We start from the raw sequence: 14,246 nt of genomic DNA, 5'->3' as shown, positions 1-14,246 counted from the left end.
GGGCCTGTGCCCCGTCGACACCTTCGACGACACGCCGCTCTATGTCGACCCGGCCGACCTGCCGCAGGAGGCCGAGATCGCCGCCCGCCGCGAGGCGATCTGGGTGCCCTACCACGCGAAGCTGGCCGAAGAGCTCGAACGCATCCGCGCCGCCCATGGCATCGCCATGCTGTGGGACGCGCATTCCATCCGCTCGGTGCTGCCGCGCTTCTTCGAAGGCACCCTGCCCGACCTCAACCTGGGCACCGCCCAGGGCGCGGCCTGCGACCCGCAACTGGCCGCGCAACTGCTGGCCATCGCCCGCACCGACACGGCACACACGAGCGTGCTCAACGGCCGTTTCACGGGTGGGTACATCACCCGCCACCACGGCCAGCCGGCACACGGCGTGCATGCGGTGCAGCTCGAGATGACCCAGAGCCGCTACATGCAGGAACGCCTCCCCTTCGACTACCTTCCCGACGTGGCCGCGCGCGTGCAGCCCACCGTGCGCCGCATGCTGGAGGCCATGCTGGCCTTTGCCGACGGAGCGCGCGCATGAGCGGCCACTCGGCGGCCTCGCAGGGCACGCCCACCGCAGGCGAGGGACCGGCGGGCGTCGGCCGCGCTGCTCCGCTGGCCTTCCTCGCCGCCCTGACCGAGGCCCTTGGCGCCGACGCCGTCACGCCCGGCGAGGCCGTGCCCGACCGCCACCTGGCCGACTGGAGCGGCCTGCCGCCCGTGCGTCCGCTGGCCCTGCTGCGCCCGCGCAGCACCGAGGCCGTTTCGGCCGCGCTGCGCCTGTGTTCCGAATACCGCGTGCCGGTGGTGCCCCAGGGCGGCCTCACCGGCCTGGCCGGCGCCGCCATGCCGGTCGAAGGCGCGGTCGCCCTGTCGCTGGAACGCATGAATGCCATCGAGTCGGTCGATGCCGCCACCCGCACCCTCACGGCCCAGGCCGGCGTGACCATCCAGGCCGTACAGGAGGCCGCCGCCGAAGCCGGCCTGCGCTTCGGCGTGGACTTCGGCGCCCGTGGCTCGGCCCAGGTCGGCGGCGCATTGGCCACCAATGCCGGCGGCAACGGCGTGCTGCAGTTCGGCATGATGCGCGAGCAGCTGCTGGGCCTGGAGGCGGTGCTGCCCGATGGCCGCGTGCTGCCCATGCTGCGGCCCATGCAGAAGAACAACACCGGCTACGACCTCAAGCAGTTCTTCGTCGGCGCCGAAGGCACGCTGGGCGTGGTCACCCGCGCCCTTTTCCGCCTGCACCCGGCCCCGCGCGCCCGGGCCACGCTGCTGGCCGCCCTGCCCGACTACGACGCCGCCCTCGCCCTGCTGGGCCGATTGCAGTCCCGCTTCGCCGGCGGCGTCGCGGCCTTCGAGCTGATGTGGCGCGATTTCGTGGCCGCCTCGCTGGCCTGGCAGCAACTGCGCGAGCCCTTCGACACGGAGCATCCTCTGCTGGCCCTGGTCGATCTGGACGGCGGCAGCGAGGCTGCCCTGCAGGCCGAGGTGGAAGAAGCCCTTGCCGAGACCATGGAGTCCGGCCTGGTGGTCGATGCGGTGCTGGCCCAGTCGCAGGCCCAGGCCGGTGCGCTGTGGAAGATCCGCGAGGCCACCGCCGAACTGCCGGCCAACCTGCATCCGCCGGTCAACTTCGACGTCAGCCTGCCCATGGCGCAGATCGGCCGCTTCGTGGAGGAATGCCGCGCCGCGCTGGAAGCCCGCTGGCCGGGCCACACCAGCGTCTTCTTCGGCCACATCGGCGACAGCAACCTGCACCTCTCGATCGACGGCGCCAGCATCGGCGGCGATGCCGAGGCGGCAGAGCGGCTGGTCTACGACATGGTCGGCCGCTTTGCCGGCAGCGTCTCGGCCGAGCACGGCATCGGTCTCCACAAAAAGCCTTACCTGGGTGCCAGCCGCACGCCCGAAGAACTCGACGCCATGCGCGCCATCAAGGCCGCGCTGGATCCGCTGGGGTTGATGAATCCGGGGAAGGTGTTCGGCTGACCTTCGCTGAGCTGGTCGGGTCAGCCCGCAGCTTCGGCATGCAGCCGCCGTACACCCGTCACGAAGGCGCGCAGGCTGTGCGAGCGATTGCGCTGGGCGTCCAGATGGGTGGCCATCGCGCGGGCCCCGCCGATCTTCTGGAAGGTCGGGATCAGTCGCTTGACCTCGACCGAGGGCTTCTGCCAGCCGTCCGGCGCATCGAAGCGCTTGCGGTTGGCGGGCGAGTCGATCCGCGGCGTATCGAAGGCCGCAGCGAGCGCCGCGAGGTCGCCGAGATACCAGCTTTCCAGTTCCTGGCAGACCAGCCGGATGAGACTGTCGGGGCGTCCAGCTTGTTCGCACAGTCTGCGCAGCCGAGCCTTCACTTCGATGCAGTCCGCGTTGTCGTTGTCGCGGACGATGACGAAGCGGTCGCCGGGGTGGCGCCATGCGGCGAGCTTGCGCGGGATGCTGCGGTCCAGGTCCGACTTTCCCTCGTGCGGCACGCACAGGAAATGCTCACCACTCACCCAACCGGGGACCAGACGAGGCAGCCAGCCTTCCAGCAGTGCCCGCATGGAAGGTTCCTCCAACAGGAACACCAGCCGGCCGGCCATCAGCGCACGTCCCGGTTGAGGCCTTCGAACAGTCCCTGCTTCCACAGATAGCCGGGCAGGTCGCCGGCTTCGAACAGCGCGCGCAGGTTCTCGGAGTCGCCAGCCCGGGACACCTGCGTGAAGCCGCCCTGTTTGCGCAGGCAGTAGATCTCGTCCAGCGACAAGGCGTTGAGGAAATCGGGTGAATGGGTGGAGATGAAGACCTGGCCTCCGCGTTCCGCGTAGCTGCGGAACTCCTCGGCAAGTTCGGGCAGCAGTTCGGGATATAGCTGGTTCTCAGGCTCTTCCACGGCCAGCATCGGATAGGGCTTGGGATCGTTCAAAAGCACCAGGTACGCGAACATCTTGATCGTGCCGTCGGACACATGTCGCGCGATGAACGGGTCCTTGAAGCTGCCGTCCTGAAAGCGCAGGACAAGGCGGCCATCCTCGGTCTGCCGCGGCTCCACCACCGAGATGCCAGGCACCCTGCGGCGCATCGCGTCCAGCACATGGGCAAAGCGGTCGGGATGATGCTCGTACAGGTAGTTGGCCACCAGGGGCAGGTTGTCGCCCCGCGTCGAGAGGTGCTCTGCGAAGCCCTCTTCCTGGCTGGGCCGCGCTTCGGACACATGGAAGTCGGAGATGTGCCAGTTTTCGATCATCAGCCGGAAGGCGCTGGCGGCCTTGAAGCGCTCGAACTGGCCCAGGCCCTTGATGGCGAGGATGTCTGGCGAATCCAGTTCCTGTTCCTCCCGGGTGAGGTCCTCGTCCGCCTTGGAAAAGTCCTCTTCGTTGGTGATCGCGTAGCCGCGCCCGGACGAAAAGTCCAGGAAGCGGAAGGGTGCGCCGTAGGCCCCCCGCTTGTAGCGCAGGACCTCGCGCTCCACGAAGGGCCGGCCCTCCGCGCCGGGCGAGATGCGCAGCAGGTATGTCACCAGGCGCTCCTTGCCCGTGATCTCCATGCGGAACTGCAGGGTGATCTCGATGGCCTCATGCGCGAAGCCGCGACTCGCGACTTCGCGGTAGCCGCCGCGCTTGGCGATGGCCTTGCCGACGTTCATCGACAGGGCGTCCTTGAGGAAGGACAGGACATCGAACAGGGTCGACTTGCCCGTTCCGTTGGCACCCACCAGCACGCAAAGACGGGGAATGTGGGTCAGCTTGGCGTCCCGGAACAGCCGGTAGTTCTTGATGGCGATGGATTCGATCTGCATGGCGCGTCCTGAACGCCCCGGCACTGCGCGGCCGGAGCAGTCGCGCATCGTGCCATACGCACGAGGTCGGCGGCTTGCGGCGCGCTTGTCGCGCCGCAGGGAATTCCGTTGTTGGGATTGTGCTGCGCGAGGGCAGCTTCAACGCCGCACCGGCCAGTCCAGACGCACCGTGGTGCCGCGCCCGGGCGTGGACGTCACGGCCAACGTGGCCCCGATGGCGGTCGCTCGGCTGCGCATGCTGGCCAGGCCCTGGCCGCCCGCGGCCAGCCCGTCGGCCGCGAAGCCGTGGCCGTCGTCGGCCAGCACGATCTCCATGCGCTCGGGCGGGCCGGCATGCCAGTGCGCTTCGAGGCGGATGCGCCGCGCCTGCGCATGGCGCAGCACGTTGGTGAAACCCTCCAGCAGGATCCGCTGGATCTGCATGGCCGTCTGCGGCGTGACGTCGGCGCGCGGCGGCAGGCTGTCCACCTCCCATTCCAGCGTCAGGCCGGCGGCTTCCAGGCGCGGCTGCAGCCGGTAGCGCAGGGTGGCCAGCACCACCGTGAGGTCGCCCTCCAGCGGCTGCAGCGAATCGACGGCCACGCGCAGCTCGTCCAGTGCCAGCTTGACCTGCGCCTCCATCAGCGCCGGGTCGGCGCCCGGGCGGCCCACCAGGTTGAGCAGGCCCACCAGCTGCGAGCCCACGCCGTCGTGGATCTCGCGCATCAGGCGCTGGCGCTCCAGCAGCACCGCCTGCTGCTCGCGCTCGGCCTGCAGCGCGTCCATGGCGGCGGTGAGCTGGCGCTCGCGCTCGGCAACGCGCGCGTCGAGCGAGCGGGCCAGGTCGCGGTACTCGCGCACCGAGCGGCTGTAGCGCTCGACCACCATGCCGGCCAGGATCAGCACGAACCCGAACATGGCGTGCGGCGTGAGGGGCACCCAGCTGGCGCTGCCAAGCCCGATGCGAACGCGCAGCAGGTCGTGCAGTCCAGCGGCGATGGCCAGGACGCCGGCCACGAGCAGCGCGTAGGCCGTGGGGCGCCGGCCCGCCACGACCTCGCGCACCACGCCCGGCAGGCTGACGATGCCGCCGGCGCACAGCAGCGCCAGCGCGGCCGTCCACATCAGCGGCTGGCGCAGCGCGAAGGAGGCGCCCGCCAGCAGCACCGAGGCCCAGAGGATCGTGGTCAGCCACTGCAGCACCCGCGGCGAGGGCCGTTGCAACGCGAGCGTCACGAAGCGCGCGAGCAGCGCGATGTGGACCGCGTAGCTCATGGCCACCAGTGCGCCCCACCAGGGCCAGGGCAGCGGCATCTGCAGGCCGCTCTGATCGAAGTTGCGCAGGGCGCCGGCGACCGCCGCCAGGCCGAAGCAGCCATAGAGCGGATCGCGCTGGCGCCACCACAGGCCCGCCGCCAGGCCGCCCATCAGCAGCAGGCCCGTGGCATACACCAGCGACAGCGTGTTGCGCCACAGCCGCTCCTGGGCCTCCAGCGCTTCCACCCGTGCCAGTGGTCCCCAGCGCACCGCCGAGACGCCGCCGCCGCGCTGCGGCTGGAAGCTCAGCTCGATGCGCAGGCGCAGTGGCGCGGCGGTGTCTTCGAGGAGGTCGGCGGGCAGCCGCACCAGCCTCGGGCCGCGGCCGGCATCGAAGCCGGCGTCGCCCAGCTGGCCCCAACGCGCCACCAGCCGGTCGTCCACATAGACGGCGGCCTGGTTGCCCAGCGCCTCGAAGAGCATGCCGTAGAAGTGGTCGTCGCCGCCTGGAGGCGGCACCGGCAGGTCGAACGTGACGGTGGCGCCGCCGGGCTGGCGCGGCGCCTGGTCGGCCCAGCGAAAGGGCAGCGAGACCGGGGCCACCGGCCGGGGCGCCTCGCCGGCCACGCGCACCACCGCTTCGGCGCTTCGCAGCGTCTGCAAGCCGGCCTCGGGCACCGCGCCGACGGCCCGCGCGGCGCACAGCAGGCTGCACAGCAGCATGAGGCCAAAGAACCCGGCCATCAGGCGCCGATACCAGGGTCCGCCCGCGCGGGCAGCGCCGCCGCAGGGGCGTGCGGCGGGGACCTCAGGGCAGCAGGCCAAGGTTGCGGGCTTCGTAGACGGCCTCGGACTTGTTGTGCACGTCCAGCTTGCCGTAGATGTTGCGCACATGGGTCTGAACCGTGCTCACCGACACGCCGATGCGTGCGGCGGTCTCGGCATAGGTGAAGCCGCGCGAGACGAGGTCCAGCACCTCGAACTCGCGCGGCGACAGCCGCTCGGCCGCGGGCGCCGTGCCGGCCTGTGCCGTACTGGCCGGTGCGGCGCCGCGCTCATCCGGGCCGGTGGTGCCGCCGGCCTGCTGCCAGCGCCGCAGCAGCTGCCGGGCAATGATGGGCGACATCGGCGAGCCGCCGGCGCGCAGCGAGCGGATGTGCAGGCCCAGGTCGCGCTCTGTGCCGTCCTTGAGCAGGTAGCCGCTGGCGCCGGCCTCGAAGGCCTGCACCATGTTGGCCTCGTCGCCGAAGATGGTGATGACCATCACCGCGCAGTCGGGCTGCAGCCGGCGCGCGGCGCGGATCACCTCCAGGCCCGAGCGATCGGGCAGGCCCAGGTCCACCAGCAGCACGTCGAGCGGATGCCCGGGCAACCAGTCGAGGATCTGCTGCGCGGTGGCGGCCTCGAACACCAGTGCCAGGCCGGCGTCGCCCCCCACGGCATGGGCGATGCGCCGGCGCATGCCTGCGTCGTCTTCGACCAGGGCGACGCGCGCGGGCTGGTCGTCGGTTTTCGGCGGTGGGGTGCTCATTGCCAATCGTCGCGGGGGAGGGTGTGGCGCTCGGCCAGGCCGTCGGAATGGTAGAGGCCCACCTCGACATGGTCGTCATGGACCGTCGCCAGGCCCCAGTGGTGCAGCGTGGTGGGATTGCGGCTGGTCATCATCCATGCGGGCAGGGCGGCGCCGGAGGCCGTGGCCTCGAACAGGCAGGTCTCGCCCGCATAGCGCTGATAGCGGCGGAAGGTGTTGCGATGGATGTCGCCGCTGAGCAGCAGCAGGCGCCGTTGCGCCGCCAGGGCCAGCAGCTGGTCGTGTTCCTGGCGGCAGTCGGCCCAGGTCTCTCCCCGGTCCGCGCTGTTGGCCAGCCAGGTGTCGCGCTCGAACACCACGCCCGAGGCGACGATGTGGATCGCCTGCGGCTCGGCGCAGCCCGCGATCAGCGCCGCCATCTGCGGCTGCCCCAGCAGCGCCTTGTGGCCGTTGCCGGCCTTGAAGCTGCGTCCGTCGGTGAGGTGCAGCACCACGCCGTCGGCCAGCGGCACGCGCTGGTAGCCGGGCGCGGGCGGCGGCCGGGTGTGGTCGATGGTCTCGAAGAGGGGCATGCGCCCCGGGCCCGGCCTGGCGGCCAGCGCCGCGCGGAAGGCATGGAACAGGCAGCGCGAATAGGCCAGATGGTCGCGCCACTGCGGATCGGCGGCGAGGTCGGCGCCGCAGGCGTTGTTCCAGAGGAAGTCGTGGTCGTCCCAGATTGCGGAGGTGGGCACCTGCGCGACCAGCGCACGGAACCCCGGACAGTCCAGTTGCTGCTGCAGGCGCCGGTGGGCATGGCGGCCGAACTGCTCGGCACTCATGGCCTGGACGCTGGCGGTGTCGGCGCCGTGCACGTCGTAGTAGGCCGCGTCGCCCAGCAGCACCAGGTGGTCGGGCGAAGCGTCGGCGATGCGGGTCCACACCGGCTGACTGGGGAACTGCGTGGCCTCGGCGCACGAGGTGAAGGCGATCTTCAGGCGAGTGGGCATGGGTGCTCCGCGGGCAGGTTGGACCGCGGCGAGTGTCGATTCTGGAGCGCCGGCCGCCGTCACATGAATGGGGGACCTGAGACCCGATCGGCCGGTCAGAGAGCCGCAAGGTGGCTGCTGCGCCAGGGCGCCGGCCCGCCTCGGGGTGGCCGCGCCTTCTCAGCCGCCCGGTGGTGCCATCAGCCCGCTGGCACGCAGCACCTGTCGCCCGATGGCCGCCTCCAGCACCCGTCGCCCGCGGCCGGCCGGCGCCGCCAGCGTGAACCAGCGCCGCGCGCGGGTGATGCCGGTGTAGACCAGCTCGCGCGTGAGCACCGGGCTGGAAGTGGGCGGCAGCAGCAGGGCGGTGTGCTCGAACTCCGAGCCCTGCGACTTGTGCACCGTCATGGCAAAGACGGTCTCCACGGCCTGCAGCCGCGCCGGCAGCGTCCAGCGCACGCCGCCCGAGCCGTCGGCAGCGGCAAAGGCCACGCGCAGGGCGGTGCCGGCCTCGGCCACCGGCCGGCCGGTGATGTCGTCGAAGCGGGCGGGCAGCTGCAGCGTCAGGCCCACGTCGCCGTTCATCAGGCCCAGCGCCGGGTCGTTGCGGGTGACCAGCACCGGCCGGCCGGCGTACCAGCCCTGGGTGGCGGCGATCCAGCCTTCGGCATGCAGCAGCTCGGCGATGGCGGCGTTCAGGCCCGCCACGCCCCAGGGGCCGTCGCGCAGGGCGCACAGCAACTGGAAGCGGCCGCTGGCCTGCAGCAGGCGGGCGGCCCAGGCGTCCCAGTCGGACCGGGGCGCATCGGAGTCGGGGCGCTCCTCATGGATGCGGCGCAGCCAGTGGGCGGGGCCGACGGGCTGGCGGCGGTCACCGGCCGGGGCCGCGGTCTGGGCGTCGTCGTCGATGCCGTCGTCGGCCAGCAGCAGGGCGCGCAGGGCGGCGTCCTGGGCCAGATGGCCGGGTGCAGCGGCCAGGCGGCAGCGGCGCAGATCCGTCAGGCCATCGTCGAACAGCGCCAGCGCGGTGCCGGCATCGCCGTGGTTGACGGCGGTTGCCAGCCGGCCGATGCCGCTGCCGGCATGGAAGCGTCGGCTCACGCGCAGCATGGCGATGGCCTGGTCCAGGGGATTGCCGCGCGCGTCCTGCAGCGCGGCGGGCGGCGCCTGGCCGGTGGCGGCCTGCAGCCATGCGAAGGTGGCGGCGTCGTAGTGGCCGTGGTCCGCGCGGCTGCACAGCTCGCCGAGCACGGCGCCGGCCTCCACCGAGGCGAGCTGGTCCTTGTCGCCCAGCAGCACCAGCCGCGCCTGCGGGGGCAGGGCGTCGAGCAGGGCGGCCATCATCTCCAGGTCGACCATGGAGGCCTCGTCCACGACCAGCACGTCCAGCGGGAGGGGATGGCCGGCGTGGTGGCGCAGGCGGCGGGTGTCGGGGCGGCTGCCCAGCAGGCGGTGCAGGGTGCGGGCCTCGGCCGGAACCTGGCTTCTAAGGTCGGCGCCGCCGGGCAACTGCTCCCACGGCAACTGGTCGAGCGCGCCGCGGATGGACTCGGTGAGCCGGGCCGCGGCCTTGCCGGTGGGCGCGGCCAGCTGGATGCGCAGCGGCCGTCCCGGGGTGCCGCCATGCATCGCCATCGACTGCAGCAGCGCCAGCAGCCGCACCACGGTGGTGGTCTTGCCCGTACCCGGGCCGCCGGTGATGACGGCGAAGCGCTGGCGCAGGGCCAGGGCGCAGGCCATCTTCTGCCAGTCGGGCGTGCCGTCGCCGGGGCCGAAGAGCCGGTCGAGCACCGGGCGGATGCGTTCGGCCGGCGCGACGGGCGCGGGCGGCAGCCGGTCTTCGATGCGGGCGCGCACCTGCTGCTCGTACTGCCAGTAGCGCCGCAGGTACAGGCGTGGGCCCTGCAGCACCAGCGGCGTCGCGCCCTCTGCTGGATCGCCGCGGCCGCACAGGCGGCTGGCGGCCAGGGCCTCGCGCCAGGCGGCCAGGCGCAGGGGCTGCAGCCAGCGCTGCGGGCCGTCGCCCACCGCGGCGGTGCCGGCCGTGTCGGGCGGCAGCGAGAGGCTGTGGCGGCCATCGGCCAGCGTGGCCTGCAGGTCCAGGCAGACATGGCCGCGGCCGAGCTGGTGGCTGGCCAAGGCGGCGGCCAGCAGCAGCTCGGCGCCCGCCTCTGGATCGCGCTGCAGGCAGAAGAGGGCGAAGCTGCGGTCCAGCTCGCGCAGCCAGCCCTGCTGCACCCAGCGGTCCAGGTCGGCGAGCAGGGCGTCGCGCCGCTGCCCGGCGGCGGCTTCGGCGGGCTCGGCGTCGAAGAGGTCGGTGGTGGATGTCACCGGCGTCCTCCCGGCTGTGCCAGGGTGGCGTCGGCGATCGGTGGCGGGCGCATGGCGCGACTTGGCGGGCAGGTTGCGCACGGGCTCATTCGGTCGTGCCTTCCTCGGGGCCGCGCAGCAGGGCGTCGAGTGCCTCAATCAGTTCGCACGGCGGCCGCACGGCCCAGATGCCGTGGCCCGGCGCATCGGCGCCGCGCAGGTAGACGGTGAGGGCACCGCCCAGGTGCGTGTCGGGGTCGTAGCCGGGCAGGCGGCTGCGCAGCAGGCGGTGCAGGGCCAGCGCGTAGAGGGCGGCCTGCACGTCGTAGCGGTGGGCCAGCAGCGAGGCCTGGATCGCCGCGTCGCCATAGGCCGCGTCGTCCGGGCCCAGCCAGTTGGACTTGTAATCGGCCACCCACCAGCGGCCGTCGTGTTCGAAGACCAGGTCCATGAAGCCCTTGAGCATGCCGGCCAGTTGCGTGGGCGGCAGGGGTGGGCGGTTCATCCCCGGCAGGATTTGCGCCTGGACCACCGCGTCGATGCTGCGCGCGTCGGCGCGGTGCACCGGCATCCAGAACTCCATCTCGGACTTCGGCCGCGCCAGGCCGGCCAGCGTGGCGGGCACGGCATCGGGCAGCGGCCAGGGCGTGCGCAGCCAGCGCGGCAGCCAGTCGCACAGCGGCTCGATCCAGGCCTCCCAGCCGCGCACGGTGCAGCGGCGGGCGACCAGGTCGCGCAGGGCCTCGGGGGTTTCGAGGACGCGGGCGAAGCCCTGCTGCGCGCACCAGTCGAGCAGGCCGTGCAGGAAGCTGCCGGCCTCGGCGCCCTGCGGGAAGGCATGCCAGCTGCCGCCACGCGGGGCGGTGGCGGGGCGTTCCTCCGGCGCGATGTCGGCGGGGGCGATGGCTTCTTCCAGGGCCTGGTCCTGGCGGGCATCTTCGGGCTCGGCGCTGGGCGCCGGCGCGTCCTGGGCCAGGGCACCGCTGCCGCCCAACTGCTGCACGAGTGCGGAATAGCTGGCGATCCACCACGGCGCATGGCCGTGGCGCAGCGGCGTGCGGGCGGCGCCGCGCGGGGGCGGGGCGGGCGGGTGCCAGACGCGGGCGTCGGGGGAGGGCGCGGGTTCGATGACGAGGATGGGCGGGCTGGATGCGGCAGGCGCGCCAGCCGCGGCGGATGCCTCGGATGGCGTGGCTGTCCGGGCTGCCCCAGATGCGCCGTCGGCCCCTGACGCGGAGGCCGCTCCGGCTGCCGTCGTCGCGGCGCGCGCCGCTGCGGCGTCGCCCGCATCGTCCGCCAGCGCCTGCAGCGCCGCCCGGTAGCCCGCCAGGCTGTCTATGGCCGCGCCCGCGCCCAGTACCTGGCCGAGCGCCCCCCGGTCGATCGCCACTTTCTTGCCGCTGCCGGCGGCGAGCGGCGCCACGCCCAGCCACAGCGCATGCCGGGCGCGGGTCAGCGCCACGTAGAGCAGCCGCATGTCCTCGGCCAGGCGCTCCTCGTCGGCCAGGGCGGCGGCCTGTTCATGCTTGCCATCCAGCTCGATCACGCGGGCATCGGCCTCGGCGTCGTGGAAGCCGATGGACTTGGCGGCCGAAGCCTTCTCCTCCCGCCATGCGGCGATGAAGGGCAGCAGCACCAGCGGGTATTCCAGGCCCTTGGACTTGTGGATGGTGACCACCTTGAGCAGGGCGGCATCGCTTTCCAGACGCAGGATCTCTTCCTCGCCGCCGGGTTCGGCCAGGCGCTGGGCCAGGGCGCGGATCAGGGCATGCGGGCCGTCCAGGTCGACGGCGCGGCGCTGCAGCCATTCGGCCAGGTGCAGCACGTTGGTGAGCCGGCGTTCGCCGCCGAGGGCGGTCGTGGCGGGTGCGGCGCCGTCGGGCGCATCCGCCTCATCGACGGGCGTTGGGCTGCGCGTGTCAGGCTGGGGGCGCACATCGGGCCCGGACGCCATCCCTGCGGGCGCTTCGGCTGGCAGCGCGCCCGCCCTGCCAGCCGTCGCCGCCAGCCAGCGCGCGGGCAGGTCGTAGGCATGCAGCAGCGCATGCACCATCGGCAGCACGCCGTGGCGCAGCCAGCAGGCGTTGAAGGCCTGCCAGCGCAGGGCGGTCTCTTCCCAGGCGAGTTCGTCTTCTTCCAGCCGGGCCAGCTCGGCCAGCGGCAGGCCCAGGCTGCGGCTGGCCAGGGCGGTGCGCAGCAGCCGGTCGTCGCCCGGCTCGGCAGCAGCGCGCAGCCAGCGCAGCAGGTCCTCGGCCTCGGGCGTGGCGAAGACCGATTCGCGGTCCGACAGGTAGACGCTGCGCAGCCCGCGCGCGGCCAGGGCGCTGCGGATGGCGGCGGCCTCGGTGCCGCTGCGCACCAGCACGGCGATGTCGGCCGGCCGCAGCGGCTGCCAGCGGCCGTCGGCGTGACGCAAGCCGCTGCGACCCTCGCCGGTGTCGGCCAGCCAGCGCACCACGGCGCTGGCGAAGACCTCGGCCATCTGCGCGCGGTAGTCGGCGGTGCCGATGCTGTCGCGGCCGGCGTCGGGCTCGGGCTCCTGCGACCAGAGGGTGAGGGCGGGGGCAGGCGCACCTTCGAGCCATAGCGCCTCGCCCCGGCCGCGGGCGCGCACCGGCACGAAGGGCACGGGGTCGCCGTCTTCCCGCGCGAAGCGGAAGGCGCCGCGCGGATGGCGGCTGGCCTGTTCGAAGACGCGGTTGACGGCCTGCACCACGGCGGCAGTGGAGCGGAAGTTGGTGTCCAGCGCGTAGATGGCGCCGCCGGCCGCGTCGGCCTCCGCGGCCGTGTCGCGGCGGGCGCGCAGGTAGGTGCGGATGTCGGCGCCGCGGAAGGCGTAGATCGCCTGCTTGGGGTCACCGATCAGGATCAGGCCGGTGGCGGAGCGCGCCGGCGCGTCGGGTGGCGCGGTGCCGCCGCCCGCATCGCTGTCGCCCTCGTTGGGGCCGCTGCTTTCCGCTTGGCCATAGATGCGCCGGAAGATGCGGTACTGCACCGGGTCCGTGTCCTGGAACTCGTCGATGAGCGCCAGCGGAAAGCGGGTGCGGATGCGCGCCGCCAGCGCCGCGCCGCCGGGGCCGGCCAGGGCGCGGTCCAGCTGCAGCAGCAGATCGTCGAAGCCCAGCTCGGCGCGGCGCAGCTTCTCGGCCGCCAGGGCTTCGCGCAGGGCGCGGGCCGCATGCACGGCGAGGTGGGCGCGCAGGCCGGCGGGCTGGGCCGCGACCTGCGCATGCTGCCAGGCGTCGATGGCGTCCAGCGCGGGATGGTCGGGCAGGGCCTGGCCCTTCTTGAGCTTCGCGCCTGCGCGGCCGAAGCGGGCGATGTTGTCGGGCGCCTCGGCGTCGGCGCTCCAGTCGGCCAGGGCCTGCAGCCAGCCGTCGAAGGTGGCGTCGTCGTCCTTGCCGCGGTAGCTGTTGCCGTTGAGGTGCGGACGCGCGGCGTGCCACAGCCGCTCCAGCGCGGCGCGGTCGGCGCGCCAGGCGGCGCGGGCCTGTTCCTGCAGGGCATCGGCCTCGGCCATGCTGCGGCCCAGCTGGCGCAGGGCGTCCAGCGCGTCGGCCTCGCCGTCGAAGGCGCTGCCCTGCAGGCGCAGTTGCGCATCCCCCTGGGCCAGCAGCGGGCGCACGGCCTGCCACAGCGCCTCGGGGTTCGCAAAGCAGCCCAGCAGCGCGCGCGAGGCGGCGGCGTCCAGCGGGTAGTAGTGGCGCCGCCAGTGGTCGTGCAGCACCTGTTGCTGCAGCGCCTGCAGGTCGGTCTGCAGGGTCTGGGCGAACAGGCTGCCGCTGCCCATGGCGTGCTCGCGCAGCATGCGCCAGGCCCAGCCGTGGATGGTGGCGATGGCCGATTCGTCCATCCACTGCGCGGCCACGCGCAGGCGGTGGGCGCAGCCGGGGCGGGCCTCGGGCGCGTAGTCGTCCAGCAGGGCGGCCAGCGCGTCGCCGGCCGGTGCTTCGGCCTCGCCGGCGAACACGCGGGCGGCCTCGTCCAGCCGGGCGCGGATGCGCTCGCGCAGCTCCTGCGTGGCGGCCTCGGTGAAGGTCACGACCAGGATCTCGGGCGGCGTGAGCGGCCGGCCGAAGGCGCTGCCGTGCTCGCCATGGCCCAGCACCAGGCGCAGGTAGAGCAGGGCGATGGTGTAGGTCTTGCCGGTGCCGGCGCTGGCCTCGATGAGGCGCAGGCCGTGCAGCGGGAAGCGCAGCGGGTCCAGGGGCTGGATGGACGGGACGGCGGTGTTCATGAAGCCGCCCCTGCGTCTTGAATCGCCGAAGACCGCTCGGTCCTGGCTTCCAACCGTTCGGGCTGAGCATCCAACCGTTCGGGCTGAGCTTGTCGAAGCCCTTGCCCGATTCGGACATGCGCGCCGTTCTGCCCTTCGACAGGCTCAGGGCGAACGGGTTTGGAGGGGCTGGCGGTCATG

The 14,246-nt window shown here is 73.0% G+C and carries 9 protein-coding genes; 2 read left to right on the top strand and 7 right to left on the bottom strand.

Features of this window, described 5'->3' with window-relative positions:
- The coding region (locus QZ772_RS23560) for an N-formylglutamate amidohydrolase (RefSeq protein WP_295531902.1) at nt 1-541 on the top strand (541 nt) is incomplete at its 5' end.
- On the top strand, nt 538-1,992 hold the full coding sequence (locus QZ772_RS23555) for an FAD-binding oxidoreductase (protein ID WP_295531899.1): 1,455 nt from the start codon (nt 538-540) through the stop codon (nt 1,990-1,992). The genes QZ772_RS23560 and QZ772_RS23555, both read left to right, overlap by 4 nt.
- A gap of 20 nt (nt 1,993-2,012) precedes the next feature.
- Here QZ772_RS23555 and QZ772_RS23550 read toward each other — a convergent pair whose 3' ends face one another.
- The 7 genes from QZ772_RS23550 to QZ772_RS23520 all read right to left on the bottom strand — a co-directional run bounded on the left by QZ772_RS23550 (nt 2,013) and on the right by QZ772_RS23520 (nt 14,066).
- Nucleotides 2,013-2,549, bottom strand: coding sequence for a DUF4276 family protein (locus QZ772_RS23550; protein ID WP_295531896.1), 537 nt, complete (start codon nt 2,547-2,549; stop codon nt 2,013-2,015).
- Nucleotides 2,550-2,587: 38 nt separating this feature from the next.
- Nucleotides 2,588-3,784, bottom strand: coding sequence for an AAA family ATPase (locus QZ772_RS23545; RefSeq protein ID WP_295531893.1), 1,197 nt, complete (start codon nt 3,782-3,784; stop codon nt 2,588-2,590).
- Nucleotides 3,785-3,922: 138 nt separating this feature from the next.
- Entirely contained in the window at nt 3,923-5,764 is a 1,842-nt protein-coding gene (locus QZ772_RS23540; RefSeq protein ID WP_295531890.1) for an ATP-binding protein, read from the bottom strand.
- A gap of 64 nt (nt 5,765-5,828) precedes the next feature.
- Nucleotides 5,829-6,551: a response regulator transcription factor gene (locus tag QZ772_RS23535; RefSeq protein WP_295531886.1), complete on the bottom strand. Its 723-nt coding sequence runs from the start codon at nt 6,549-6,551 to the stop codon at nt 5,829-5,831.
- Nucleotides 6,548-7,540: an alkaline phosphatase D family protein gene (locus tag QZ772_RS23530; protein ID WP_295531883.1), complete on the bottom strand. Its 993-nt coding sequence runs from the start codon at nt 7,538-7,540 to the stop codon at nt 6,548-6,550. Before QZ772_RS23530 ends, QZ772_RS23535 begins: the two co-directional genes overlap by 4 nt.
- Before the next feature lie 159 nt (nt 7,541-7,699).
- Nucleotides 7,700-9,850 carry an exodeoxyribonuclease V subunit alpha gene (gene recD / locus QZ772_RS23525; RefSeq protein WP_295531879.1) on the bottom strand — a complete coding sequence of 717 codons (2,151 nt, stop codon included), beginning with the start codon at nt 9,848-9,850 and terminating at the stop codon, nt 7,700-7,702.
- Between the two features lie 85 nt (nt 9,851-9,935).
- Nucleotides 9,936-14,066: a UvrD-helicase domain-containing protein gene (locus QZ772_RS23520; RefSeq protein WP_295531876.1), complete on the bottom strand. Its 4,131-nt coding sequence runs from the start codon at nt 14,064-14,066 to the stop codon at nt 9,936-9,938.
- Between the last annotated feature and the right edge of the window lie 180 nt (nt 14,067-14,246).

It is taken from the genome of uncultured Pseudacidovorax sp. (assembly GCF_913773995.1).
Taxonomy (GTDB): domain Bacteria; phylum Pseudomonadota; class Gammaproteobacteria; order Burkholderiales; family Burkholderiaceae_C; genus Xenophilus.
The sequence above is the reverse complement of the archived record's forward strand: the minus strand, read 5'-3'. Positions and strand labels throughout refer to the sequence as shown.